Origin of the sequence: Cryobacterium sp. M15, from assembly GCF_002929675.1 — a bacterium.
Lineage (GTDB): Bacteria > Actinomycetota > Actinomycetes > Actinomycetales > Microbacteriaceae > Cryobacterium > Cryobacterium lyxosi.
The window spans coordinates 131,571-155,822 of record NZ_PJJW01000033.1; the positions used below are offsets into that span (position 1 = coordinate 131,571).

Below are 24,252 nucleotides of genomic sequence, written 5' to 3' on the forward strand. Positions count from 1 at the left end.
CTTATGAATCTCTATTAACGTGTATTAGGTCTATTAACATTGCCCCTCCGGCACGATCTGAGTTTCGGTGAACGCGGAGGTCATGTGCTCGATCTCAGCGGTACTGATGTTGTGCTTTTGCGCTATTTCGCGCCATGTTTCGACGGCGCTAGTCACACGGTCGAGTACTTCCGCGGCGTCGTGTTTCGTGAGGCGGTAAGCGTCTCGTCCCTCGATGAGTAGACGCACGTCACGGTTCGACGGGTCGTCACTGTTGTTGATCTGTCGCGAGAGTACTCGGCTGCCGGCGCGGGTTGGGTTCACGTCAAATAGCGGGCTGAGCCGCCATGCCTCGTGCTCACGGATGAAGCCGTGGTTCTTCCAGTGGTCGTCAACGTTGCCAGTGAGCACAGTGAACGCCACCCGGCCGAACATCTCGGGAGATCCTGAGCGGATGTCCCGAGCGTGACGTGGTCGATCGTGTCGGCGAAGTCCTCGTAAGTCGCAGAACTCTGCGGCCCGGGTGTCATTGCTGTCATCGCTGACATGTAGCCGACGCGTTCTTGCTTCTCTGGCGTGTTTTTCCGATCGAAGCGCTCGATGAGCAGCGACGACTTCTGCTCGTCCAGGCGGATCAGGCGGTGGCGGCGTACACGAAGTCCAGCCGCCGTGGCTAGATCAAGTATCGTGACTTCCCACGCTTCTGTGTCTATGCGCCGGTCTCGGTTCGACGGTAGTTTCAGCAGCCAGAGGGTTCCATCGGCTTCTTGGATGGTGGCCTTCGGTCGGGCGCCGCCGAGACTAGACCCTGCATATCCCAAGATTTCCATGTCCTCCTCGTGATGCCGCCCAGGTCATCGGCTACGGGCCAGCCGTTGATGATGAACGGTTGAAGTGCCGAAGCGAAGTCGTCGTCGTCGATCGCAGCCAGTACCGTGGTCTTGAAGCGCCGTGTGAACGTGGCGCCCTTGCGCGCATCGGTCATGTCGGCGAAGTCGGGCAGGCCGGTGAGATACACAGCAATCGGCAGCGAACGAGCTACTTTGACGCCGCCGGGCGCCGTGATTGGCTGTTCGTACGCCAGGGTATTTCCGAGAGCGATCAGCAGCTGAGAGAGCGCATTCTCGTCGGTGATGTTCTGGATCTCGTCGACGTGGATCAGCACCATGACGTTCCCCTGAGCAATAGCAGCCCGGCCCACCTCGATAAGCAGTTCCGTGAGCACGACGTACGGCTCGGGGCCCTCTTTTTGGCGCCGGGAGAGCGAAATACCGCTGGCCGCGACAGCCTGCACGCGACTGAGGGATTTCTTGATCTTGGCTTCACGGGACGAAGTCGATGTGGCGAAACCGAGAGGCTTGCGCACGTGGCCGAGCCACCCGAACGCGGGTGGCTCGGCTGCCCTTGCGCCCATCGGGCGTACCTACACAATGGACGTCCAACCATACGTAGGAGCTCCTCATGGCCGACGTGTGCAAGTCCGCAAAGCAGACCACCCCTATTTTCGGTCGTCGCCACAAGCTGTTAAAATCAACGGAACAACACTTGCATGTGGACTGGCCTGGTCGTGCTGGCATGCAAGTGTCCTACAGACCAGAAGCAGTAAGGGAGATACATTGACGAATTTCTCAGGACGCAGCATCCTCATCACGGGTGGAGCTGGCGCGATCGGTGTCGCAACAGCGGACGCTTTCCTCCGCCTCGGCGCGAAGGTCGCATTGGTGGACATATCCCAAGAAGCCCTCGACGCGAAAAAGGCGGAATTGTTACCGCTCGGCGAAGTGATCACTATTCAGGCGAACGTGACCGATGAAGCCGATGTTGCACGGTACGTCGCTGAAACGGTCTCCGCGTTTGGCACCATCGACGTCTTCTTCAACAACGCTGGCATCGAAGGTAAAGTCGCCGCAATCGTCGACACCCCAGTTGAAGACCTGGATTCCGTTCTCGCCGTCAACGTCCGCGGGGCGTTCCTCGGCCTCAAGCACGTCCTCCCAGTCATGACGAAGCGCGGCAGCGGAAGCATCATAAACACATCCTCCGTCTCCGGTTTAAGCGGGACCTCGAACCTGTCCCCCTACGTCACATCAAAGCACGCGCTCGTCGGCCTGATGAAGGTCGCCGCTTTGGAAGCAGCACCGTCCAACGTCCGCGTGAATTCTGTCCACCCGTCCCCGGTCAACACACGCATGATGCGTTCGTTGGAAGCTGGTTTCAACCCAGACGATGCTGAAGGTGCGCAGGCTGCATTTGCTAAGGCAATCCCGCTCGGCCGTTACGGTGAAGCAGCCGACATCGCTAACCTCGTCGTGTTTCTCGGATCCGATGAAAGTGCATTCATCACCGGCGCTCAATACCGCGTCGATGGCGGAATGGGCGCCCTGTAACGGTTTAAAATCCTGACGATGAATTGGCTGGGCCGACGAACGAAAAGCTCGGCGGCCCGGCCAATTCATGTCGCGTAAGCGTCGAAGGAATCGATACCTGCCGAGCCGAACTGAGTCGAGTCCCCAGGAGACGGGGCTGCGGCAGTGCGGCCCCAACTCTGGTCGAAAGTCACTCCCCACTGGACACTCAAGCGCAAAACACATCGCAGAGTCGTCGTTTCCGTCTCGCAAGCCATCGATAACTGAATACGAGACAGTTAATCTTCAAGCTATGACGGCTAGCAGCAACTCTCGTAACTCTGCGGTTCATCCATCAAGTGCGTCCGGGCACCCAGCCGCGCGACGAAACTGGTGAAGTCCTACGCGATGTCAGCCCGTGACAGTTGGCGTTTCTGATTTCGGTTGTCAGCGGGTCTGGATCTTGCAGAACGCCTGTGCCGTTTTCAAGTCCGCATCGCCCTCGGCGATGGCAGCCTATTCCCCGATACCGGCAAAAATCCGGCGCCGCAGCCCTCAATGCAGTGAGCCGCACCACCTGCAAGACCCGTGCAGAAGCGGCCGCCTTACCCCACAGCAGGTGACTCTCGTCCTACTCCCATGGGATCTCGACAAAGGCGCAAACATCGTCCGCTGACCAACGACCGAATTGTCCTCTGTTGGTCATCCAGCTTTCGCTGGCCAGGCCCTAGCTCGGGTAGATGGGACGGTCACAGGTAACGATGTTTGGAATGGGGGGGGTGTGAGCCTCGCACGCATGTAGGCGTCGTGGCAGATGCCTTTATGGTGTGCTCAACGTGCGCGCTCTTGGAGAACTGACAGCCTCGGTTTGATCCCTGAGAGAGGGAACCCGCCAATCCGAGAACGTCACCATCCCATCCGTGGCCGTCGTCAATTAACGCGATTGACAGTACACGTGGCACATCAGTCGGTCCATCGTTTCCGATGGCTGCTGCACGTTCTGTTCGACGACACTCGGAATAGCCATCAGCTCTTGGGTATAGCTGAGTTCGGGACTTTTCTTCAGCAAGCGTTGATGAAAACCGCTCGCAGATCGTCATAAATGGAGGACTCGGTGGGGACCAGCGACGGTTTTGCCGAACCGCGGCTCACAGGTCTCCTACGGATACGGCGGATTCCAACATTTCTATTGCTCGCTCGGTGGTAAGTACTACCCCGGCGATGTAGTTGAAATTGGTTAGGGCGGCCGCATACCCGTCGCCGAGTTCAGGGTGCTGTGCGGCGGCGGTCGCGTCGGCAACGACGGCCACGTCAAATCCCTGTTCTAGCAGTTCACGTAGGTGACTTTCGATGCACAGGTTTGCTGACATTCCTGCGAGCAGAACCTTGCTAATTCCGCGTTTACGCAGTTGGAGCACGAGGTCGTTTTGCTCGGGCCCGTAGATCTTGTGGGGACTACACACTACCGTCTTGCCGTCTTGCAGGAACGGTTTGTAGCGCTCTAGCCAGTCAGCTCCTGAGCCAGAAAATCCGTCAAGATCCAGGGGCCCCGGCCGATCGAACATGCCGATCTCGTGCATCATCTTTTCCAATGTTCCGCCGAATTTCCACTGGTGATCGTGGGGGAAATAATAATGCGGAGACACGAAAACCTCATACCCAGAGGCTTTGGCACTCACGAGCAACTGCTCAATGTGCTCGACGGTGTTATTCTCTTCGACGCTCTTACCGACCAGTTCCCAAGTCGCACCGGTAGGGCTGAGAAAATCGTTTTGTGGGTCCGTCAGCACGAGCGCTGTGGTGGATGTATCAAACAACATAAAATTACTCCTTCATCAAAAGTCACGAGTAGTACAGCGACACGCCCACTGATCTGACAGCGTAGACGTAACGGCCGTCCACACCAGCGGATTCGTTCGCCACCCGACTAGGCTGCGCCGTCCTCCATGACATCGTTGCCAGGCGCTCCGGTGACGAGGCTGCCCTGAAAGACTCGAACGGGTACGAGGGACAATCCCTCCCAGCCGATGATCGGTTCCGCCACGGCGCTGGCGGTAGAGCCAACCGCGATCCTGCCGCCCATCCCACCGATCGTGGAAGCAGCCTGATTGATAGACCGGTTGCGCTGGAAGGATCTGGTGAGTGCTAGCCGCCAGACGGTTCCGCACGTTGATCGCGGCAATGGTCACCAAGAGCTGCACAATTTCCCTCTCCTCGAAATCCGCAACGCCCGTCGACTCATCGACGGTGGAGAGGCAGCAACAACGGTTGCCTGCGATCTTGGACATGTCCAGAGCAACTTTTAATCGCCGAACGCGGTCATTGCCCCGCTAGAGTCTCATCTGAGGCGTCAGAACACACCCGTATAGCCTCCCCCACGCCGACCGGTGGATTCAGGCTTAGTACCGGCCGGGGTAGTACGGGTAGGGAGGGTAGACATATCCCATTCCCCAATAGGGCAAGAATCCGTAATAACCATAAGTGTCATAAAAAAAGTCGCTGTCGTCAACGAGATCGGGATCATAGGGCGGAGATCCGGCCACAGTGTCGGTCAATAGGTTCAGGTGGACGTCTTTATCGCCGATATGGGTGATCGCGTCGACGGGAATGAAAAACTTATCTTTACCAATTCCCAGAAAACCGCCCGTAGCGACTTCAAAGAATCGCACTTTCTCTTCCTGCTCGTCGATCAGAAGAGCGTCCACTTTCCCGAGGTTATTGCCGTCCTTGTCGAGAACTCGGTGCCCCCGGATGTCGGAATCCGTCGCGGCGATGGTCATATGGGTGTCCTGTAGCCGGACAAGCTTGCTGCGCTCTGCAGATGTCATAATTCGAGTCCTTTCAATCGGTTGTGAGAGTGAGAATTGCAAGGAAGCGTCCAAAAAAGAGGGTTGTGCATCGGGGGTCTTTTGTCGATGCTACCTAGACGAGTCTTAGACAAGCAGTCGAGAACCTCAGTCTCTTTGCAGTCGACGGCTGGCTGCCGTGATGAATGGTGACCACACGGTCGTTCATTTTAGAGTCGACAGAAAATTTTCCACTCAATAACTCCTCAGGGCAGTTCTTACATTACATAGTGCGCTGCTGAGGGGCGGAGCCATGATTAAAGCTTATGACTGCGGGTCCACTTGGTCAAGGAGCCGCAGTGCACGATAGAAAACCTCTGCGTGACTCTTTTTGTTGCTTCATTTGAAATCTACGCTTAGGCATGGTCTTGAAACGGTTGGTGGATACGCATTCCTGATGTCTATTCAGCAACGCGTGTCCTCGATATCCCGGCTCATATGCCAAGCAATAGCTTGTTTTATACGGGATCGACTCTCCTATCTTGCGGTCGAACCGAGGAACAACCGCATCAATCGACGCCGCATCGGCTGCGAGTAAATTGCGTTTGCCTTCCTGTCACAAAACGCTGGTTTTCGCTGTGAGTCGCGACCTGTCTCGGCATGCCTAAGAAAAAATGAGAGCCCGAGGTCGGACGCAGCGAGGAGCACGGCGACAAGAGTTATCCGCGGATGCAGCGCGTACTAGCCTTACCCCCCGTTAACTGGACACCTCACACGAGAGAATTTTCACAGGGGAAACACACGACGAGAGTTCACTCCTGGGCGCAAAGACGAGGCCGTGAAGCTGGCGATCAATACCGCTCGAGCTTCACGCCCGTGCATGTCCAGGCAGTACGCACAATCATTGATCTGCGAAGCACGAATTTTTATAAGCGCCAACAGAGGTTCACCCAGACTTCCCGCGTGGATGTACTTCTTAAGGGCAATCATCGGTTTAAAGGCCTCGGGATCGACGTCCGGAACGGAGATACGTTGCTCAAATAACATTGTCGTTATCTTTCTTTTTGTTTTTACAGTGCGTGTGCTTCGAGTGGCTCCTATGGAGTGTGTCGCCCGATGAAGTCATTGATTAGATGCACGACGGTGTCCAGCTGTTCGTCCAAGACGAAGTGCCCGGTGTCGAGCAGGTGCAGTTCAGCAGACGGAAGGTCGTCAAGATACGCGCGCGCCCCTGATTCTAAAAAGAACTGATCGTTACGGCCCCAGGGCAATAGCATGGGGGGCTGATGCTTGCGCATCCACGCTTGCCACGCGGGATACAGCGCGACGTTGGACTGATAGTCATAGAGCAAATCAAGCATGATCTGGTCTCGCCCAGCTTGATCAAGCCAGTGTTGGTCCAAAGTCCATGCGTCCGGATCGACGAAATCTGGATGCGCGGCCCCCTCGAGATGTTGGGAGCGCGTTGCCTCAGCTGTAAGCGCTCCGCGGATGACGGGCTCCATTTCCTCCTGATTTATCCAGTACTGAACCACCGGCTGCATATTCGGTCCGAGTCCGGACTCGTAGGCGTTGCCATTTTGTGCAATGACTCCCTGTATCCAATTTGGATGTCGCGCCGCGATGCGATACCCGATAGGAGCGCCGAAGTCGAAAACGTACATGAAGAACTCGTCGATGCCGAGGGTGACCAGAAATGCTTCGATAACCTCGGCGACGTGATCGAAAGAGTAAACAAAGTCCCCGCCGTCACTACTCGAGGGGGGAGCACTGCTGTAACCGAACCCCGGGTAATCCGGTGCAATGAGGTGCACCCGATCGCTGAGCCGATCCATCAGGCGCGCATACTGGTGCGACGCAGCAGGGAAACCGTGCAGCAGAACGAGCGTTGGACCGTCCGCGGGCCCCGCCTCCCGATAAAAGATCTCTAGCCCATCGACGGAAATGGTGCGATGCCGCACCCCCGTGAGCTGATCAGTGTCCGTTGTGAATTCGGCCATACTGTCCTCGTTTCGCTCGCTGATGCCTACATTTCAGACTTTCACTCGCGGTAGCTCGTGTCAACACATTCACGACGGGCTGCCATCCGTGCTCTCCAAGACGAGACGGGAGAGCACGACGCGATCGTGGCCGCCATCACTGCTGCCATCAGGCACAGAACGTAATCGATCTCACAACCGCCCGAATGCAACAGTTCAGCGATACCTCGGTCATCATCTGCGCAGTGTCCTGATCAGGATTTCTGACCCGACTGGATCGTCGCATCTAGTTGTACCGGGCCATCAAGTTGGTGACACGCGCTGGAGCGAGGTGGATCCACTGCCCGCGTGGATACATTCAGTGCCGTAATAGTTGAGCCACGGGTTAAGGGCTTGGGTGCGCTCAGCGCTGCTGGTGACTAGCCAACGGTATGGTCACTCGGCTTGGAGTGTGGTTGAAGCCCTAAACCTTACCGTTGGTCCACGGGCAGCGCGGTTTGATGAAGCGCTGCTTCGCGCGGAGGGCCGTTACGGCATCCTTGAAAGCACGGGATTTCCGATACACGGTGCGGGCTCCACTGTTTCAGAATAATTTTCTTGGATCGCTTCTCGCAACAGAACGCACCCCGCAATCTTCCCCAAAACACCCATTTCCGCGCGGTATCGGTCAGGGGTTGAGCCGCGCGCGGCACATATGCTGATGGCTGGAACTGAAAATCACCGGGCGATGGCCGTAGCAGAAAGACCACAAGCAGCCGCAATACATCAAGCAGGAGGACCCACAATGACCAGGATGTTCGCACTGATCTCCGCACGACTGTCGGACCGCAGCACCGTGCGCTCCCCCATCCACACCGACGATCCTCTTACGTTCAGGCGGCGTGTCGCGCGTAATCCATTCAGTGCTGCGGCATTGGTACTTGTGGTCGCGGGGTTGTCGGGCTGCTCCGGCGTCGGTGGTCCGCGAACGCCCCCGATGGAGCTGGGATCGAAAAACCTCGGCATGAACGCGGAGGTGGGTCCTGTCGAAGTCCGGAACCTGCTTCTAGTCACACACGGCGAAGCCGAGCCCGCACGCCTCATCGGGGTCCTCCTGAATGGATCAGAGGAAGAAATCCAGGTCACGCTGTCAGACCTAGACGACGAGATCTCCGTCACCCTCGATCCGGGCCAGCAATATGCCTTCCAGGAACACCCGACCCTCTTCGAGACCGCTGACGAGATACCAGGTGCAGTAGCGGATGTCACCATCGCTGTCGGAACGGACACCGAATCAGTGCAGATCCCCATACGAAACGGCAGCCTGAAATGGCTTGAGCTGTACCTGCCCAACAGTACAAGCAACTAAAAAACAGGGATCAACGGCGATATTCGCGCGATCACCGAACCTTCTCCGACCACAACTCCCGCTCCGTGCCGAGACGATAGGCAATGCGACGGAACGGTGAAAGCACCAGTGATCTACGAACGGGCATCGAGGGACTCGAATCCCCCGTGCCACGTCGCGGGCGCTACTCGGTTGCGCGGTCCATGGTCAGCGCCGTTCACGACATACCAATGCCACCGTTTGGGATTCTCGTCATCCCCACCAGCCAGAGGTCTCGACCCCGGAAACTCCTGCTGCCGGATAAGTGTCCTTTTCTACTTTTACATGCCGCCTGGACTGGTTGACTGGTCGAGACGGCTGGATCAAGCGGGTGGCAAACCTAAGCAGTTGCCGTGAGGCCCCATCCGCACCATGTCGCGGAGATGCTCAGTCGACGACATGTTTCGGATAGTCAAAAGATGCAGATAAAGTCCTGAGTTGTGTCCGTGGGCGCTAAATAGTTTTCTTAAGTAACAATTATTTAAGCTGATCACACGGGTAATACTGGTTAAAAACAGCGTTGACGTTATGCGTTGATTAGTATATTCGGGCTAACGTTATACGTGTCCCGAGCACTGAGAGCGAGAGGCTAATTCGTGAGTTCATCTTCGTCCAGCACGTCTATCCGGAGCCGAACCCCGCTAGTTATTACGGCGGCGAGCATCGCTGGGCTGGTGATCTTGTTCTTTATCTTCGCGGGGCTATATACGGATGTCTTGTGGTTTGCTCAACTTGGTTTTCTTAGCGTTCTGACCACGCAGTGGATCGCTAATGTCGTGCTGTTCCTGATCGGATTCGTGGCGATGTCTGTGCCCGTGTTCGTGAGCATTCAGCTTGCATACCGCTTGCGTACGATGTACGCGAAGCTGAACTCTCAGCTAGTCCGGTACCAAGAGGTCATTGAACCGCTGCGTCGACTCGCGATGTACGCCATCCCGGCGCTGCTGGGGCTGTTCGCCGGCATCGCGGCGGCCACGCAGTGGAAGATGATTCTCATGTGGCTCAACCGCACCCCGGTGGGAACCACCGACCCGCAGTTCGGTTTCGACATCGCGTTCTACCTCTTCGACTTGCCGTTTTACCAGTCCGTGCTCGGATTCGCCTCAGCCGTCGTGCTCATCTCGGCTCTCGTTGCACTGGCCACGAGCTACCTGTATGGTTCCATCCGTCTCATCGGCAGAGAGGTTCTGCTGAGCAAAGCCGCCCGCGTGCAGATCGCCGTCACCGCAGGCGTCTACCTGCTGCTGCAGGCCGTGAGCATCTGGCTCGACCAGTACTCCACGCTGACGGCCCAGGGCGACCTGATTACCGGTGCCGCCTACGCCGAAGTCAACGCGACCATCCCTGGCCGCGCCATTCTTGCTGGTATCGCTGCTGTCGTGGCGATCCTGTTCATCGTCACTGCCTTTATCGGCCGCTGGCGCCTGCCTGTCATCGGCACCGCGCTGCTCATCATCAGCAGCGTGCTGATCGGGTCCCTCTACCCGTGGGTGGTGCAGCGCTTCCAAGTCGACCCGAGCGCGCTTACCCTCGAAGCACCCTATATTGAACGAAATATCAACTTGACCCGAGACGCCTACGACCTCTCGGACATCGTCGAGATTCCCTACAACGCCACCACGGAAGCGACAGCGGGCGCGTTGCGTGAAGACGCCGCCACGACAGCCAACATTCGCATTCTCGATCCGGCTTTGGTCAGCGACTCCTTCGCTCAGCTGGAGCAGTTCCGTCAGTACTACCAATTTCCAACCAACCTCAGCGTGGACCGGTATGAGATCGACGGTGTTTCACAGGACGCTGTCGTCGCCGTTCGCGGCCTCAACCTCGAGGGTCTCAACGACGGAAACACCTGGGTCAACTCCCGCACCATCTACACGCACGGTTATGGCGTCGTTGCCGCCTATGGCAACCAGGTTTCCTCCGACGGCCAGCCGGTGTTCCTCGAGTCGGGCATCCCGACCAGCGGAGAACTTGGTGATTTTGAACCACGCATCTACTTCGGAACGACCTCCCCGGAATACTCCATCGTGGGCGCTCCCGAAGGTACAGAACCCATCGAACTGGACTACCCGTCCGGAGAAGACGGTGCCGGCCAGACCTACACGACATTCAGCGAAGACGGCGGGCCGAAGCTCGACAACGCCTTCAAACGCCTGCTCTACGCGCTCAAGTTCCAGTCCGAGCAGATCTTTCTCGCCAACTCCGTCACTGACGAGTCGCAGATTCTCTACGACCGTGACCCCGTCACGCGTGTGCAGAAGGTCGCTCCATATCTGACCCTCGACTCTGAGGCCTACCCTTCCGTTGTTGACGGTCGGGTGCAGTGGATCGTTGACGGTTACACCACATCCGCGGAATACCCATACTCCACCCCGGTGAGCCTGAACGAAGCCATCACCGACACAGAGACCCCGCCGCAGCCCTTCGCGCTGGATAGCGTGAACTACATGCGCAACGCGGTCAAGGCCACCGTCGATGCCTATAGCGGCGAAGTGGTTCTCTATGCCTGGGACGATGAAGATCCGCTGCTGCAGACCTGGCAGAAGATCTTCCCGTCCACAGTCAAGCCGATGAGCGAGATGAGTGGTGACCTCATGAGTCACGTGCGCTACCCAGCCGACCTGTTCAAGGTACAGCGCGCCATTCTGGGTCAGTATCACGTAACCGACCCGAGTTCGTTTTATTCCAAGGACGACGCCTGGATCACCCCAAACGATCCGAACTCTCCAGCCGAGGACCCCACCCTGCAGCCGCCGTATTACCTCACCATGCAGGTACCCGGTACGGAGGAGCCGTCGTTCTCGCTGTACTCCACCTTCCAGCCTGAAGCCACCGGCGAGTCAAGTCGAAGCGTACTCTTCGGCTACCTCGCCGTTGACGCGGATGCCGGAAACGTGGACGGAGAACGCTCAGAAGGCTACGGAACCATGCGGTTGCTCAACCTGCCCAAGGACGGCACCGTTCCCGGCCCCGGCCAGGTACAGAACATCTTCAGTTCCGACCCGACGGTATCGACCGAGCTCAACCTGCTGCGTCAAGGGGCCTCTACGGTGCTCAACGGCAACCTGCTCACCCTCCCGGTCGGCGGCGGACTGCTCTACGTGCAACCCGTCTACGTGCAATCCACGGGTGAAACCAGCTACCCGCTGCTGCAGAAGGTACTCGTTGCCTTCGGCGACCAGATCGCCTTCGAGGACACTCTCGATCAAGCGCTCGATACCCTCTTCGGAGGAGACTCCGGAGCCGATGCTGGAGACGCGAGCGTTCCGGTGACCGAAGATGACACGACCCTTGTCAGCCCGACCGAAGGCACGAACACCAGCACGGACACGTCTACCGACGTTCCAGCGGCGACCGGTACCGGCAACGCGGAGACCGACGTTGAACTGACAGCGCTCCTAGAGGCCGCCAACACGGCCCTTACCGAGAAACAGGCCGCTCTGACCGAGGGCGACTTTGCCGCCTACGGTGCCGCAGACGACAGGCTCGCGGAAACCATTGCGAGCATGCTGGCGCTGCTTGGAGAGTAGCCAGGGCGCACGATCCGTGCCGGGCCGAATGAACCGTTCGCGGCGCCGATTCAGTCCGGCATTGTCGTATCCCAATCCCGTGGCGGACAGTACTGCCACTGCAACGCAACCGTGTACGTGCGGGTTGCCGGCGCGGGAAGATTTAGTCGATCGGCCGTAACGGGTACCTACTGAGCCGCACTATGAGCCCCGAGGCTGACCCAAGCAACTACGACTCGACGCTGCGTAATAGCGCTCACGGCCCGTTCTGGGACTGGGACGAGAAGACCCGGCTGGACGACATCAACCGGTATCGCGCGGAGTTCTCGAAGGATTCCCCGCCGAACCTAAACAGTGCCTATTGGGTCACCGAAGAGCATAGCGAGCTATTGACGGATGAAGTGAGCGAACGCTCCGACGATGCCGATTAGGACAGCTAGGCCGAGGACTACCGCGGCAAATATCGTCATCTCAAAGTTCTCGGTTCGGACTCCAATCGCGAAGAACACGATCGATGCGATTACCAACACGATCGCAACGCCCGACAGTGTCCGCCCCTTGGACGCCTTGATTCCCATGGACCGAGCCTACAACCACAACTCAATTCGAAGGTTCCCCTTGGCGGATCGCACAGTTCGCGCCTCATTGACGGCGCAGGTCACGGGGCATCTCGCAGGCATGGACAAGGCGCGCAAGGCTACCTCTGACGCGGGACGGCTGCGGAGAAGACCGCGCGCCAGGTCGAAGAGCAGAACCAGGCGATGGAGTCTGCTGATCGCGGGCTTATGGCTGTCGGTGCGGTCGCTGTCGCGGCCACTGCCCTATCGGTGAAGGCTGCAATCGGCTGGCAGTCGGCATAGGCTAGCGTCACGAAGACCGCCAACGGCACCCCGGCAGAACTGGCAAAGGTCGAAGGAGGAGTCTGCCGACCGGGTCGGTTGGGTCGTGAACGGAACCGCCGATACTGACCCTCACTTCACAAGGATGAGGTCATCGACAATGTCTTTCGCATAGCGAAGCGAACGTGCCAGCCGGTCGAGCTTGGTCACGACGAGTGTATCGTCGGCCCGGCAGGCGGCCAACGCTTCGCGAAGACCGGGCCGGGCACGGTTCGTTCCGGTGAGGCTCTGATCGGTGAACGTCTTTTGGAGTGTGACGCCGAGGGCGGCGAGGGCGTTCTTTTGGGCGGTGAGGTCTTGGTCGTTGGTGGATACGCGTGCGTAGCCGATAATCATTCCGGTCATGCTGGAGTGCCCCGCATGTCCCCCGCGGGATTCTATTGGTCGAAGACCCGTCCATTGATGACTGCAGGCCCATAGAGCACAGAGCCTAAAACGATCAGTGCAACCGTCACCCAAGCAAACATGGTCCCCGTGATCGTTTGGGACCACGCACCCGTCGCACTGGGCGCGAACTCAAATCGCATCTCGACATCCGTCGACTCGAAACGAGGCCTGGGCGAGATAGCAAATGGGATAAGCCCATATCCGGCCGCGACAAAAGACACGATAAGCCAGGGCCCGAGGACAACCTCAAACGGGTCGCCCACCTGAATCGTCAAATCTGCAGAGAGCAACCACGTGGTAGCGCCCATCCCCCCAAACACACCCAGAAAGAAAAAGACACCTCGCCTAGCCCCCGCGATGATTCCGGGCCACAAACCAATCGCGACGCCGGCAACAGCCGGCACACCCGTCATAACAAGATTCAGGGCGAGCAGCGCGCCAGCAGCCATCGCGTCATCCGCCGGCCCCGAACCCGACCAATGCGACGCGAGCTCGGCCGGAAGACGATCTCGCCACACCCACCACGAGATGATCACCACCAGCACCAGCACGCACAACGAAACCCTGGCCAAAACTCTCCGGGCCATCTCCGAATTCCTACTCGTGTCACTCACGTAGTTCCACCCCTCTGAATCAATCGCAAAATTTCTGCCTGTGTCAGCCCGAGCTTGCGCGCCTCGTGCATCAACTGGGCAGCCAGTTCGCTCACGCGGATAAGCCCAGCGCCAGCGTCGTGGCGCACGAACGCCCCACGCCCCTGACGCATCTCAATCACCTCGTCGTCCCGCAGCTTCGCATAGGCACGCAAAACCGTGTGCATATTCACACGCAAAGACTTCGCCAGATCCCGAGCCGGAGGCAACCGGTCGCCAGGCTGTAGATCACCATTGACGACTCCCGAACGCACCTGCACCGCGATCTGCTCCGCCAGCGACACCGCCAACGCCGCATCCACCACGAACAACATGTTTGCAACACTAATAGAACAATCCGAAGCACATGGAAGCTGCTCGTCGAGGTCCCCGCTCGACTCGCTAGTTGGCCACTCAACAGAATCTACGTTTTCGTGCAGAGTCCTACTTCTTCGATAGCAGCTTCGCACCGACCGGTCGCAGCTCCCGACACCGTACAGGTCAGTGGTGATGATTATGCCGCACTGAGTTCGGGAACGGGAATCACCCCTGTGAGGATACGGACGTCGACGGTTGCGAGGGCGTCGTTGAACGCGTCCAGTTGGCGCATGGAGCCCTCTGACAAGTTGCGGCGGGTTGAGGCTTCCCAATCGTCGTGTCGCTCGACCAGGACATCGCCGGCGAGGCGGAGCATCACCGCAGATTTGGGGAACACGCCGAGGACATCGGGGCGGCGCTTGATCTTTTTGTTGAGGCGCTCGATGGGGTTGGTGGACCAGATCTGCCGCCAGTGTTTGGGCGGGAACCCGCAGAACGCTAGTAGGTCGCCGCAGGCGTTGTGGAGCATCTGGGCGACCTTGGGATGGGAGCGTTCGCGCATGCGGGCCACCTCGTCGAACTACGCCTGAACGTGCTTGGCGTAGGGCTAGGCGAAGATGGTGTGGATGACGCTGGCGACCATTTCCTGGCTGGCCCGCGGCACGATCGAAAGTATATTTCGCATTTAGTACACTCGGCAGCGTTGCCAGCTGGCGCCTTGGAACACGGTGCCGATGGCCTTCTTCAATCCGGTGTGAGCGTCGGAGATGACGAGCTTGACATCGTCGAGACCGCGGGTCTTCAACGACCGGAGGAAGCTGGTCCAGAACGCCTCACTCTCGCTATCACCGACGTCGAAGCCGAGGACCTCGCTGTGCCCGTCGGCGGCCACGCCGATGGCGACGACCATAGCTTAGGAGATGACGCTGTGGTTGACGCGGGCCTTGCAATACGTAGCGTCGAGAAACACATAGGGGTACCCGGTCATGCCGAGGTCCCGGTCACGAAAAGCAGCGGCTTCCCCGTCGAAATCGGCGCAAATCCGGGACACTTCGGACTTGGAGATGCCGGTATCCGCGCCGAGGGCCTTGACTAGATCGTCGACTTTCTATGTCAAGACGCAGTGAAGGTACGCTTCCATCATGACGGAGAACAGGGCCTAGTCCACGCGCAGGCGACGCTTGAGTAGGGCGGGGAAGAAAGAACCTTGGCGCAGCTTAGGGATCTTCAGATTCAGATCCCCGGCCGTCGTCGACAGGACGCGCGGGCGGGTGCCGTTGCGCTGGGTGGTGCGGTATTCGGAGCGTTCGAAACGGCCGGCGGTCATGAGGGCGGTGGCTTCCGCGTCGATCAGTTCTTGGTAGAGAGTTTCGGTCGCGATGCGGATGCGATCGGGGAGGGCCTGTCCTGCCTGATTCGTCGCTGCGTAATAGCTGGTGTGTCACCCGCCTTCTACTAGATGCTCTTGTCGACGCGAATTCGCCCGGCGCCCGCTTACGAACACAGCATGAGAACCGCGGACTCCTGCCGGGTCTTCAAATCCGATGATGCCGCCTCGCCTGCAAGGCGCACATAGCGATCAGGCAGACGAACTTGACGATGCCGCTGACGTCAACGGCCCAATGTTTTCGCGCCGCCCCGATGCAGAGCCACGGTGCCGTTATCCATCAATTTCGTCGCCGTACCGAAGCGCACCCAAGAGACGCTTCAGAAGGCCGAACAGCGAGAAAAGGGTGACTGAGTGCGGCACGGACTCACGCGCTGAATGAATAACCAGCAGAAGGCCCGCAGCTTCCAAGCTGATCAAACCCAATATTGCATGCCTATCAGACTTGCCGGGATACCCACAATGGGCATTAATGCCGACTTGTGACTCTAGTCTCGGATCCCCAGAGTGGGTACAGCAGAATCCAGCTCCGATGAACCGGAGGAGAGCGGGTCAGATTCAAGTCAGTTTTTCTCGTTGGAAGCGATAATCGACTTGCGTCAGTCCCACGCTAGAAAGGACCCGACATTTTTTACCCTCCGATCGCAGGTTACGCGGTCGTGTCGCTGGTAATGATCGGTTTAGCGATCATTCAACACCGAGGCGGCCTCAGCAGAAATATGGCCATTGGCATCAGAACAAAGCACACGCTGGCGTCCGACCAGGCTTGGTCGTCAGCGCAAGAATCTGCAACTCCGTATCTAATCGCCATCGCGACAGTCGCCGGCAGCCACGCAGGCGCACTCTTGACAGTCCAACTCAGCGGTTATTCGGAGATTCTCGGGAACATTCTCGCTCTCAGCGGCTTCCTGATTATCGTCGCAATTGCCCTACTCGCCATGAGGGCGGCGAACCGAGCCGCAAAATCTTCCGAATAGGGCACGCTAAGCAACCATTCACCAAGCACAATCTGAAGGGTGGAAAAATGAAAAATCACACCAGACTCATCGCCGGCGCAGTCTCAATACTGATCGCGCTTTCTGTTCCAACGACTGCTCATGCTTCGGGCGACGTAAGTTCTACTGAGTTGAAGCCCTACGCGGTCGCGGGGGACGACCGTCGCGCCACGTTGATTGACTCAAAGGCTGAGGCGAACGACCGGCTCGGCTCGGACGCCTTGAGCGCGGAATCCGACATTGCGACCGATGCTGAGCTGGTTGCATTCCTCCTACTGGCCAAAGGCCCTATCGCGGATCGCAATCCCGATGCTGTTGCCGCGGCTGAGGCTCAAATCCCGGCCCTTACTGAGATCACCGAGGCTCAGGCCCTTGACGCGTCGCAGCAGTACGTTGACGCGAGCAGCGTCTTCGTCTCCGAAATTCGCCCTGGCCTACTAAGTTCGAATCCCATTTACGTGCAGGACGCCATCGACCGCTTCGGACGGGACTTCGTCAGCTACGTCGACTCTGTATCAGATGGGGCTTCAGAGTCCGCCGAAGGGCTCGTCGTCCGGGCGAGCGGCTGCAACGGATCATTCTGTGTGAAGCAGGTGGCTCTGGCGCTGACGACCGCGGTAGTGGTCTGGCAGATAGCGGGACTCCACACGGTCGCGGCTGTAACCATCGTCCTCGCAGCCGCTGTGTTCGTCTACCTGCCCGGTAACGAACGCATGGGACAGGTGGATGAGCAGAAGTTCGTGTCGAGCTTCATGTCTAACATTCGAGCGTAACCATCGATCGATCAATGGTGACATGGCCTGAAAGACGTTGGCGCGCCGCTAAGCCTTTTACAAAAGCGAAAATCACGTTTCGCGTGTCACTCATCGCGTTTGTTGCGGTTATCGCTTGCTCTATTTTTGTACAACTTCCAACGACCGTGATGGGAGGGAGTAATAATGACGTGCGGAAAGCGTGGTCGACGCTGTACCCGCAAGGTTGGCAGTTTTTTACGAAAGCGCCTGACGACGCCGAAGCAACGGTGTACTCCGTTCAGGATGGAAGTATTGATTCCATTAGTGAGTTTCCGAACTCGTTGACGAGCAATCTATGGGGTTTCGCCCGGGGTCAACGTGCTCAGGGTACGGAGCTGGCGAGTGTCACGCAGCAATCGACCAACTGGGTTGAGTGCGGCACGGTCGATGGCGACTGCCTAGTCGAAACGGCAAGATTGGCTGCCCCTGAAAAGGTCAAGAACCCATCTGACCTACCAACGATTTGCGGGACTGTCATCGTTGCGATGACAGTCCCGGTTCCTTGGGAGTTCCGTTCTCAATTTGATGGGTGGCGGGTCGATGACAGAGCGGTACTTCTCGAGGTGGAATGTTAATGCAGTCTTCGCCAAACCAAGCCACACGGCCCTCAGTTTTTTCGCGCACCCTTCGCTGGTGGACGGTCGATCGTTGGTTCATGCTCAGTCGGGCGATCATTGCCCTTGCTCAACTTAGTATTTTTGTATTGACGCCTCTTTCACGTCTCACTGCGCAAGTCGGTGGGGTAACGAGAGAAGAGCACTGCACCGGTTCCTTGCGGGCGTGGAACATCGTGTGCAGCGGCCTCCCCGCGGAGGCCATTCAAGCGGTAATCGTTATCTGCCTTCTGCTCGTGATTAGCGGCCTGGTTCCCCGGGTCACCGCGCCGCTGCACCTCTATATAGCCATCTCTATTGCCACCGGGCTCACGCACATTGACGGTGGGGAATCAGCCGCTGTGGTCGCACTGGTTTGGATTTCGATCCTGTGCCTGTTTGATCGGCGCTGGAACGGTTGGGCATCTCACGCTCCGACTCGGGTCGTCGTCGGCGACGCACCATTCTGGATAGGTATTCCGCAGGCCGCTGCGATCGCTCTTAAAGTGCAGTGCTCCGTTATTTACCTGCATTCGGCGACCGCCAAGTTCGGGACGGAGGCGTGGATTGACGGCTCAGCGATCTACTACGTCACCCGTATGGAGATGTTCGGGGTATCCGGCACTTTAGCTCCCCTTGTGCTAGCTATTACGTCCATTCCCGTTGGATCGTTCTTCATTACGTACGGAGTGATCGCTTCGGAAATTTTGATAGCCGTCCTCATCTGGCTGCCCGGGCGGGGCCGCCTTATCGCGGTAGGAATATCTCTCGCGCTGCACGCCTCTATCATCGTCCTGCTCGGCATCGGCAGCTTCGGGCTGATCATGGTGGGCGTCGTCCTGGCCGCGGCAGTGGCGTACGAGACTGTTGCCAACCCGCGCAACTCCAAGACCGACTATGCCCCTAAGATCGCCGCCACCGACAGGCACCAGCTTTCTCAATCATCGGCGTCGGACGGGGACGCGACCGCAATTCCACGATAACCGACGGTCAGGCGCACTCGAACGGAAACTCCCTCAACAAGTAGCTGCACCTGCCGGAAAAACAGGCGCGGTAGACGATCAACGAAGCATCCCAATTTCATAGCCCCGTTCGTTGTTGTGCTCCTTCCCGGTTTTCCCGAGACTGAGTGTTGCCTTCCACTCGACGAAGTGCTGCTCGTCGGACGGGTGCGCATCGATCACGGCGCGAATGAGGGTGCGGAGTTGCGAGTCGGAACCAGCGTGCGCAAGGGGCCATTGTTCAGCGCCACGAGCCATCGTCGCAGGAAAGACCGACAGCGGGAGGGTGTCTGCGAAAATCACGAAGCTCGCGTCGTCGAGACAGAGCAAATTCCACACCATGATGTCGGTCATGATGTGGACAGGTGCTCCTATCGTCTCGAACGCAAGTGGAGACGAGGGCATGACCTCGCACCGAAGTGACCACAGCGCAGTAAGTGCACTCCCTGCCGATTGGGTGAAACCTCAGCCTCCGCTTGCTTTATGGGGTCCAGGAGGTGAAATGAGAAGAACGGCTGTGCGGGCTAGGGCGTGTCTCCCAACGCCTTGACCCAGATGATTATCGATCGCAGGACAACACCGCCGCGATAAGGCAGGGCGAGCTCGTCATAACGGGTAACGATGCCACGCCACTGCGTGAAGACCTCGAAACACCGCTCGATGACGTTACGGCACTTGTAGCACACCTTGTCAAAAGTCGGCGGGCGACCACCGGCTTGGCCGCGTCGTTTCCGGTTGGCGACCTGGTCTGATCTCTCGGGAATCACAGCATGAATTCCGCGATCCCGGAGCATCTTCCGATTCGCTCTCGACGAATACGCTTTGTCACCCATCGCCCGATCCGGCGTCGTGCGGGGCCGACCGCCGCCGAGCCGCGATACCCGCAGACTCCCCAGAACTTCGAGGAACATCGGTGAATCACCGCCCTGCCCCGGTCCCAGCACAATCACCGACGGCCGAAGATTCGCATCACACAACGCGTGAATCTTCGTCGTCAAACCGCCGCATGACCGGCCAATTGCATGGTCAGAAGGCTCAGTATGCAGATTCGTGTCAGCGCTCTTTGAAAAGTAGGCCAGTTTCGCTCTTCGAAAAGTAGACCACCCCCCACGATTGGATGGGTGATTACAGTACAGGTTTGGGCAGAGATTCGGCACCTTCACGTTAGTGAGGGCTTGTCGGTGCGGGCGATTGCGAAGCAGGTGGGTTTGTCGCGGGTGACGGTCACCCGAGCGGTTCATTCGGCCGGGCCTCCGCAGTATCGTCGAGGTTCGAGTTCGTCGGCTTTCGACGGTTTTGAAGTTGACGTGCGGCGGCTGTTGAAAGCGACGCCGTCGATGCCGGCGACGGTGGTGGCTGAGCGTGTGGGGTGGACGGGTTCGTCGTTGTGGTTTCGGAAGAAGGTCGCGCAGCTGAAGCCGGAGTTCGCGCCGAGGGACCCTGCGGACCGGATCACCTATCGGGCGGGTGATCAGGCGCAATGTGATCTGTGGTTCCCGCCGGTGGATATCCCGTTGGGCGGTGGTCGGGTCGGTTTTCCGCCGGTGCTGGTGATCGTGGCGTCGTATTCGCGGTTCATTACCGCGGTGATGTTGCCGTCGCGGACGACGCCGGATCTGCTGGCGGGCATGTGGTTGCTGCTGTCTGAGCAACTTCACGCGGTTCCGCGCCGCTTGATCTGGGATAACGAGGCGGGTATTGGGCGGCGCAATAAACTCGCCGATGGTGTCGCGGCGTTCTGCGGCGCGTTAGCGACGAAGATTGTGCAGTTGAAGCCCTATGACCCAGGATCCAGGATCCAGGATCCAAAGGAATTGTCGAACACGCTAACCAGTTTCTGGAGACGTCGTTTATTCCCGGCGGCACCTTCACCTCTGTGACGGACTTCAACGAGCAGCTCCGGCAGCGGCTGCCCGTGGCCAACACCCGCATGGTCCGCGCTCCGCAGGCGCGACCCCTCGACCGGGTTGCCGAGGATCGGGCGGCGATACTGGCCGTTCCGCCGCCACCGCCGGTCGGGTTCAACAGTCAGATTCGCCTGCCGCGGGACTACTACGTTCGGGTGTTCGGCAACAACTATTCGGTTGATCCTGTGGCGATCGGGCGGATGGTTGACGTCCAGGCCGATTTGACCCGCGTGACGGTCCGGCTGAGCGGGATGATCATCGCCACCCACCAGCGGGCCATGGAGTCGGCCGCGACCATCACGGACCCGGAGCATGTGACCGCTGCGAAAGCGTTGCGGGTCCGGTTCCAGACGCCGACGCCGGCCGACACCTCGGAGTCGTTGAAGCGGGACCTGGCCGACTACGACACCGCGTTCGACGTCAGTTTCGATCCCGATACGGAGGTCGCCTGATGAGTTCGGACACGAGTAAGCAGATCGATTTCCTTTCCCGCTCCCTCAAAGCGCCACGCATCCGCGACGCTGCCGCTCGCCTCGCCGATCAAGCCCGCGAATCGGGCTGGTCCCACGAGGAATACCTGGCTGCATTCTTGGATCGTGAAGTCGCCGCCCGCGATGCGTCCGGCGCGCAGCTGCGCATCCGCGCGGCCGGGTTTCCCTCAAGGAAGACTCTCGACGACTTCATCTTCGACCACCAGCCCTCGTTGAAACGGGACCAAATCATCCACCTCGGCGCTGGTCTCTTCCTCGAACAGGCCCGCAATATCGTCTTGCTCGGACCTCCCGGCACTGGCAAAACCCACCTCGCGATCGGTTTCGGCATCAAAGCTGCCCACGCCGGACACCGGGTCCTGTTCGGCACCGCCATCGAATGGGTCGCGCGCCTTCAATACGCCCACGAGCGCGGCCGCCTCGCGGAGGAGATCGTGCGCCTGCGCCGTTACGGGCTCCTCATCGTGGACGAAGTCGGCTACATCCCGTTCGAACAAGACGCCGCGAACCTGTTCTTCCAACTCGTGTCATCTCGTTACGAACACGTCTCGCTGATCCTGACCAGCAACTTACCCTTCGCCCGCTGGGGCGCCGTCTTCGGCGACCAAGTCGTCGCAGCAGCCATGATCGACCGCATCGTCCACCACGCCGACGTCATCTCCCTCAAAGGCGCCAGCTACCGACTCAAAGACAGCGGCATCACCACCCTGCCTTCCGCCAGACCAGAAAACACCACAGAATAGACACACAACAGTGGCCTACTTTTCAAAGAGCACCAACGGACTACTATTCAACGAGCATCGACACAGCCATCGCCCAGCACGTGCGTGGCGTGGCCCTGGCCTGGACACCGCGGGCTGTCTACGTCGAGTGGGAAGATCGCGGCACTCATCGGGCATGGGTGTGGGCGTCTGCTGTTGAGCGGGCGGTTGGCCATACTGCTCGCGCTAATAGTAGTAGTAATAGTAGTAATAGTAGTATTCCTACCACTACTTCTCCTGCCGGGATCGCTGCGGCTGCTCTTGCCGCTGGCCCACGTCAGCCTCGGACGACCGAAATGACAGCACTTGGCGCCGGTCCGCTGGTGGAGCTCGTCAACGCAGAGCTAGCTCTCATCGGAGCAGAGTTCGCAACAGCCATGGTCAAGCCAGCTGGTCCATTTGGCGCGGTCGCGTTCGGTTCCATCGATGGCCACCACGCTCGCCTGGACTTCCACGTCGAACCGGCGACGAGCATGTGCACTGTGCTGATGGTGAGCACTGCGCTGGCGACGAAGACAGAGACCGAAGAGTTGCCCGAGCGAAGTGCTGCACCAACTTTTGAAGAAGCCATCGGGGCGTATCCGTGGGCCGCGGCGCTTGAGACGCTGGAGCTGGACTAGCCGTACTGCGCTGTGTGCGCCGATCGGTCGGGGACGATCAACGCCGCTGCGATCCTGGTGGAAGAGCGCGCAGGCGTTCCAGCCTCACCCGCTGAATGCATCGTCGATCAGGGCATGCACAGCGCGTCTGACCTCGTCAAAACTGCCGTCTCGGATCGCATTGGCAGGTGTGTCGTTGCTCAACAACGGGTTAGCCCCGATGAACCATAAACGCGCAACCTGCTCACCCTCGACAGCGGCGATTTTCTGCCACTGCTCATAGGCAAAGGCCAGCCGCTTCATTGCTGCTGGGCGCGGCTGGGGTCCGCCCTCTTTGGCCCACGTGCGTGGGGCCGAGGTGTCCTTGGTGCCAGCAAGCGCCGCTACCAGCGTCCCACCCAGGGCCGCGTTCAGGCGTCTGGTGATCTCCCGGATACTCAGTGCTGTTGTGCTGGCTGCTGCTGTCTCGTCAGGATCTTCCAATGAGTCTTCCATTTCACGAAGCTCGGCGAAGGCTTCCACTCGACCAGCACGGCGAGCATCCGCGACGCCACCAACAAAACGTTGGCATGAAACGCGGGACGGTTCAAGGTCTTCCCAACCACAGGAAGTCATGCGTGGTCTCGGCACTCTCTCGCAGCGGCTGATAAAGTTATCATCGCCCACGCCGGCTGATAACTTTATCAACCGCTCTGGTCGGGGGCGGTGTGACGGCCGACGTGAGTGTCGGAGCGTCAATCTTGCCAGGCTCGAGGCTACGGCTGGTGAGGCTCTCGACGACGGGGGCTCCGTCCGGCGTTGCCAGTGGACATCTGGCTGGTGGCCGTGACTCGGCCTCGTCAGAGGGTCGCCTGCTCGCTGACTGCGCGAACCTACCTCGGTTCGTTGGACAGGCCGATGTGGTCGTCCATCAGCGCCCGACCAGCGATCGAGTTCCACGGGTCAGTGCTGGCGATAACCGTGTTGACCATGCCGAGCGAGCTGAGCACAGCGAGCAAAGAGTCCAGTCGGGGAGCTCCAGTGCCTGTCTCGATACCCCGAAGAGTATCCCGGGTGACGTGGGCACGCTCGGCGAGCCGCGTGGCGCTGAGTCCCTGGAGCTTGCGCCAACGGGTGATGTTCGAGCCGAGCTCGCGGAGCATTCTTGTTCGGGCTGGCGAACGCCTGGTGACCATGGTTGCTCCTCATGAATTGACAGCTATGTCGGTCAATTACGCTGTTTACTGCGCTTCTGTGTGTCACAGCGGGAGCTCAGTGCGAATCGATCAAAGGCTGGCTTGTGAATGTCTATTAATCTCTATTAATTCTATTAATGACGCGAACCTGCCGGGCCGCCCAAAAGCCGCTGACGAGCTATCGTGGCCTCGCCTGAGCCGTCGGCGCGGAAGGGGCTCATCCACCGTCGCGGAGAGCCGGTTTGGCCTTCTCCGAACTGACTCATCCCCTGGAAGGTGACTCCGCACGATGATCATCCATCACCTTGGTTGGTTGGTTGCCCTGTCCTCAGCTGTGGCAGATGAATCA

At 58.9% G+C, this 24,252-nt stretch carries 24 protein-coding genes and 3 pseudogenes; 12 read left to right on the plus strand and 15 right to left on the minus strand.

Annotation, left to right across the window (positions count from 1 at the left end; translation table 11 throughout):
* Positions 1-33: 33 nt before the first annotated feature.
* Together CXY83_RS18550 and CXY83_RS05515 are read right to left on the minus strand one after the other, a co-directional pair.
* A pseudogene (locus CXY83_RS18550) lies at positions 34-809 on the minus strand (type II toxin-antitoxin system HipA family toxin).
* Positions 719-1,393, minus strand: a complete 675-nt coding sequence (locus CXY83_RS05515; protein WP_104196379.1) for a hypothetical protein — start codon at positions 1,391-1,393, stop codon at positions 719-721. The pseudogene CXY83_RS18550 and the gene CXY83_RS05515 overlap by 91 nt, the downstream one beginning before the upstream one ends.
* Before the next feature lie 16 nt (positions 1,394-1,409).
* Here CXY83_RS05515 and CXY83_RS05520 point away from each other — a divergent pair, with 16 nt between their 5' ends.
* Positions 1,410-2,366 (plus strand): SDR family NAD(P)-dependent oxidoreductase, encoded by a 957-nt coding sequence (locus CXY83_RS05520; protein ID WP_104196380.1) that lies wholly within the window; start codon positions 1,410-1,412, stop codon positions 2,364-2,366.
* A gap of 1,106 nt (positions 2,367-3,472) precedes the next feature.
* Here the strand turns inward: CXY83_RS05520 and CXY83_RS05525 are convergent.
* The 5 genes from CXY83_RS05525 to CXY83_RS05540 all read right to left on the minus strand — a co-directional run bounded on the left by CXY83_RS05525 (position 3,473) and on the right by CXY83_RS05540 (position 7,110).
* On the minus strand, positions 3,473-4,144 hold the full coding sequence (locus CXY83_RS05525; protein ID WP_104196381.1) for an isochorismatase family protein: 672 nt from the start codon (positions 4,142-4,144) through the stop codon (positions 3,473-3,475).
* Between the two features lie 107 nt (positions 4,145-4,251).
* Complete coding sequence (locus CXY83_RS17625) at positions 4,252-4,407, minus strand: hypothetical protein (protein WP_158251845.1); 156 nt, start codon at positions 4,405-4,407, stop codon at positions 4,252-4,254.
* Between the two features lie 316 nt (positions 4,408-4,723).
* Complete coding sequence (locus CXY83_RS05530) at positions 4,724-5,152, minus strand: PRC-barrel domain-containing protein (protein WP_104196382.1); 429 nt, start codon at positions 5,150-5,152, stop codon at positions 4,724-4,726.
* 744 nt (positions 5,153-5,896) lie between these two features.
* Complete coding sequence (locus tag CXY83_RS05535) at positions 5,897-6,157, minus strand: carboxymuconolactone decarboxylase family protein (protein ID WP_104196383.1); 261 nt, start codon at positions 6,155-6,157, stop codon at positions 5,897-5,899.
* Between the two features lie 50 nt (positions 6,158-6,207).
* Positions 6,208-7,110, minus strand: a complete 903-nt coding sequence (locus CXY83_RS05540; protein ID WP_104196384.1) for an alpha/beta fold hydrolase — start codon at positions 7,108-7,110, stop codon at positions 6,208-6,210.
* Positions 7,111-7,873: 763 nt separating this feature from the next.
* Between CXY83_RS05540 and CXY83_RS05545 the strand changes: the two genes are divergently transcribed.
* The 3 genes from CXY83_RS05545 (at position 7,874) to CXY83_RS17355 (ending at position 12,395) form a co-directional block, all read left to right on the plus strand.
* On the plus strand, positions 7,874-8,437 hold the full coding sequence (locus tag CXY83_RS05545; protein ID WP_146069865.1) for a hypothetical protein: 564 nt from the start codon (positions 7,874-7,876) through the stop codon (positions 8,435-8,437).
* A 614-nt stretch (positions 8,438-9,051) separates the two neighbouring features.
* A complete protein-coding gene (locus tag CXY83_RS05550) occupies positions 9,052-11,985 on the plus strand; it encodes a UPF0182 family protein (protein ID WP_104196386.1) in 2,934 nt (977 codons plus the stop codon).
* 182 nt (positions 11,986-12,167) lie between these two features.
* Positions 12,168-12,395, plus strand: coding sequence for a hypothetical protein (locus CXY83_RS17355; protein WP_146069866.1), 228 nt, complete (start codon positions 12,168-12,170; stop codon positions 12,393-12,395).
* A 463-nt stretch (positions 12,396-12,858) separates the two neighbouring features.
* Here CXY83_RS17355 and CXY83_RS05560 read toward each other — a convergent pair.
* The 4 genes and pseudogenes from CXY83_RS05560 to CXY83_RS05575 form a co-directional block, all read right to left on the minus strand.
* A pseudogene (locus CXY83_RS05560) lies at positions 12,859-13,208 on the minus strand (recombinase family protein); the annotation flags it as partial.
* Positions 13,209-13,240: 32 nt separating this feature from the next.
* The gene (locus tag CXY83_RS05565) at positions 13,241-13,801 is read right to left on the minus strand and encodes a hypothetical protein (protein ID WP_158251846.1); all 561 of its coding nucleotides are present in this window, start codon (positions 13,799-13,801) and stop codon (positions 13,241-13,243) included.
* A gap of 59 nt (positions 13,802-13,860) precedes the next feature.
* Entirely contained in the window at positions 13,861-14,217 is a 357-nt protein-coding gene (locus tag CXY83_RS05570) for a GntR family transcriptional regulator (protein WP_104196389.1), read from the minus strand.
* Positions 14,218-14,396: 179 nt separating this feature from the next.
* Positions 14,397-15,605 (minus strand): annotated as a pseudogene (locus CXY83_RS05575) (IS256 family transposase); the annotation flags it as partial.
* A gap of 641 nt (positions 15,606-16,246) precedes the next feature.
* On the opposite strand from CXY83_RS05575, the gene CXY83_RS05580 reads away from it, so the two are divergent.
* The 4 genes from CXY83_RS05580 (at position 16,247) to CXY83_RS05595 (ending at position 18,952) form a co-directional block, all read left to right on the plus strand.
* Positions 16,247-16,564, plus strand: coding sequence for an SdpI family protein (locus CXY83_RS05580; protein ID WP_134573512.1), 318 nt, complete (start codon positions 16,247-16,249; stop codon positions 16,562-16,564).
* A gap of 47 nt (positions 16,565-16,611) precedes the next feature.
* Positions 16,612-17,355, plus strand: a complete 744-nt coding sequence (locus CXY83_RS05585) for a hypothetical protein (RefSeq protein WP_104196391.1) — start codon at positions 16,612-16,614, stop codon at positions 17,353-17,355.
* Between the two features lie 14 nt (positions 17,356-17,369).
* Complete coding sequence (locus CXY83_RS05590) at positions 17,370-17,951, plus strand: SdpA family antimicrobial peptide system protein (RefSeq protein ID WP_104196392.1); 582 nt, start codon at positions 17,370-17,372, stop codon at positions 17,949-17,951.
* 215 nt (positions 17,952-18,166) lie between these two features.
* Positions 18,167-18,952, plus strand: coding sequence for a hypothetical protein (locus tag CXY83_RS05595; protein ID WP_146069868.1), 786 nt, complete (start codon positions 18,167-18,169; stop codon positions 18,950-18,952).
* A gap of 78 nt (positions 18,953-19,030) precedes the next feature.
* Here CXY83_RS05595 and CXY83_RS05600 read toward each other — a convergent pair whose 3' ends face one another.
* Entirely contained in the window at positions 19,031-19,324 is a 294-nt protein-coding gene (locus CXY83_RS05600) for a hypothetical protein (RefSeq protein ID WP_104196394.1), read from the minus strand.
* Between the two features lie 170 nt (positions 19,325-19,494).
* The gene (locus CXY83_RS05605) at positions 19,495-20,211 is read right to left on the minus strand and encodes an IS5 family transposase (protein WP_104196395.1); all 717 of its coding nucleotides are present in this window, start codon (positions 20,209-20,211) and stop codon (positions 19,495-19,497) included.
* Between CXY83_RS05605 and CXY83_RS17810 the strand changes: the two genes are divergently transcribed.
* From CXY83_RS17810 to CXY83_RS05620, 4 genes are all read left to right on the plus strand, one after another.
* Positions 20,092-20,850 carry a DDE-type integrase/transposase/recombinase gene (locus CXY83_RS17810; protein WP_233200623.1) on the plus strand — a complete coding sequence of 253 codons (759 nt, stop codon included), beginning with the start codon at positions 20,092-20,094 and terminating at the stop codon, positions 20,848-20,850. The genes CXY83_RS05605 and CXY83_RS17810 overlap by 120 nt on opposite strands.
* Positions 20,847-21,329 (plus strand): hypothetical protein, encoded by a 483-nt coding sequence (locus CXY83_RS17815; RefSeq protein WP_199184900.1) that lies wholly within the window; start codon positions 20,847-20,849, stop codon positions 21,327-21,329. The genes CXY83_RS17810 and CXY83_RS17815 overlap by 4 nt, the downstream gene beginning before the upstream one ends.
* A complete protein-coding gene (gene istB / locus CXY83_RS05615) occupies positions 21,329-22,111 on the plus strand; it encodes an IS21-like element helper ATPase IstB (protein ID WP_104196396.1) in 783 nt (260 codons plus the stop codon). The genes CXY83_RS17815 and istB overlap by 1 nt, the downstream gene beginning before the upstream one ends.
* Before the next feature lie 314 nt (positions 22,112-22,425).
* Entirely contained in the window at positions 22,426-22,749 is a 324-nt protein-coding gene (locus CXY83_RS05620; RefSeq protein WP_104196397.1) for a hypothetical protein, read from the plus strand.
* 84 nt (positions 22,750-22,833) lie between these two features.
* Here the strand turns inward: CXY83_RS05620 and CXY83_RS05625 are convergent, their stop codons facing one another.
* Complete coding sequence (locus CXY83_RS05625; protein ID WP_233200625.1) at positions 22,834-23,250, minus strand: hypothetical protein; 417 nt, start codon at positions 23,248-23,250, stop codon at positions 22,834-22,836.
* 350 nt (positions 23,251-23,600) lie between these two features.
* Positions 23,601-23,903 (minus strand): helix-turn-helix domain-containing protein, encoded by a 303-nt coding sequence (locus CXY83_RS05630; RefSeq protein WP_104196398.1) that lies wholly within the window; start codon positions 23,901-23,903, stop codon positions 23,601-23,603.
* Positions 23,904-24,252 lie beyond the last annotated feature (349 nt).

Bases quoted from the DNA above. Each gene is read 5' to 3' on its own strand.
- CXY83_RS05590 (WP_104196392.1), top strand. From the start codon at position 17,370: ATGGTGACATGGCCTGAAAGACGTTGGCGCGCCGCTAAGCCTTTTACA.
- CXY83_RS05585 (WP_104196391.1), top strand. From the start codon at position 16,612: ATGAAAAATCACACCAGACTCATCGCCGGCGCAGTCTCAATACTGATC.
- CXY83_RS17625 (WP_158251845.1), bottom strand. From the start codon at position 4,407: ATGGGCGGCAGGATCGCGGTTGGCTCTACCGCCAGCGCCGTGGCGGAA.
- CXY83_RS05570 (WP_104196389.1), bottom strand. From the start codon at position 14,217: ATGTTGTTCGTGGTGGATGCGGCGTTGGCGGTGTCGCTGGCGGAGCAG.
- istB (WP_104196396.1), top strand. From the start codon at position 21,329: ATGAGTTCGGACACGAGTAAGCAGATCGATTTCCTTTCCCGCTCCCTC.
- CXY83_RS05515 (WP_104196379.1), bottom strand. From the start codon at position 1,393: ATGGGCGCAAGGGCAGCCGAGCCACCCGCGTTCGGGTGGCTCGGCCAC.
- CXY83_RS05535 (WP_104196383.1), bottom strand. From the start codon at position 6,157: ATGTTATTTGAGCAACGTATCTCCGTTCCGGACGTCGATCCCGAGGCC.
- CXY83_RS05630 (WP_104196398.1), bottom strand. From the start codon at position 23,903: ATGGTCACCAGGCGTTCGCCAGCCCGAACAAGAATGCTCCGCGAGCTC.
- CXY83_RS05620 (WP_104196397.1), top strand. From the start codon at position 22,426: ATGACAGCACTTGGCGCCGGTCCGCTGGTGGAGCTCGTCAACGCAGAG.
- CXY83_RS05540 (WP_104196384.1), bottom strand. From the start codon at position 7,110: ATGGCCGAATTCACAACGGACACTGATCAGCTCACGGGGGTGCGGCAT.
- CXY83_RS05545 (WP_146069865.1), top strand. From the start codon at position 7,874: ATGACCAGGATGTTCGCACTGATCTCCGCACGACTGTCGGACCGCAGC.
- CXY83_RS05600 (WP_104196394.1), bottom strand. From the start codon at position 19,324: ATGACCGACATCATGGTGTGGAATTTGCTCTGTCTCGACGACGCGAGC.
- CXY83_RS05520 (WP_104196380.1), top strand. From the start codon at position 1,410: ATGGACGTCCAACCATACGTAGGAGCTCCTCATGGCCGACGTGTGCAA.
- CXY83_RS05605 (WP_104196395.1), bottom strand. From the start codon at position 20,211: ATGAACCGCTCGGGTGACCGTCACCCGCGACAAACCCACCTGCTTCGC.
- CXY83_RS05530 (WP_104196382.1), bottom strand. From the start codon at position 5,152: ATGACATCTGCAGAGCGCAGCAAGCTTGTCCGGCTACAGGACACCCAT.
- CXY83_RS17355 (WP_146069866.1), top strand. From the start codon at position 12,168: ATGAGCCCCGAGGCTGACCCAAGCAACTACGACTCGACGCTGCGTAAT.
- CXY83_RS05525 (WP_104196381.1), bottom strand. From the start codon at position 4,144: ATGTTGTTTGATACATCCACCACAGCGCTCGTGCTGACGGACCCACAA.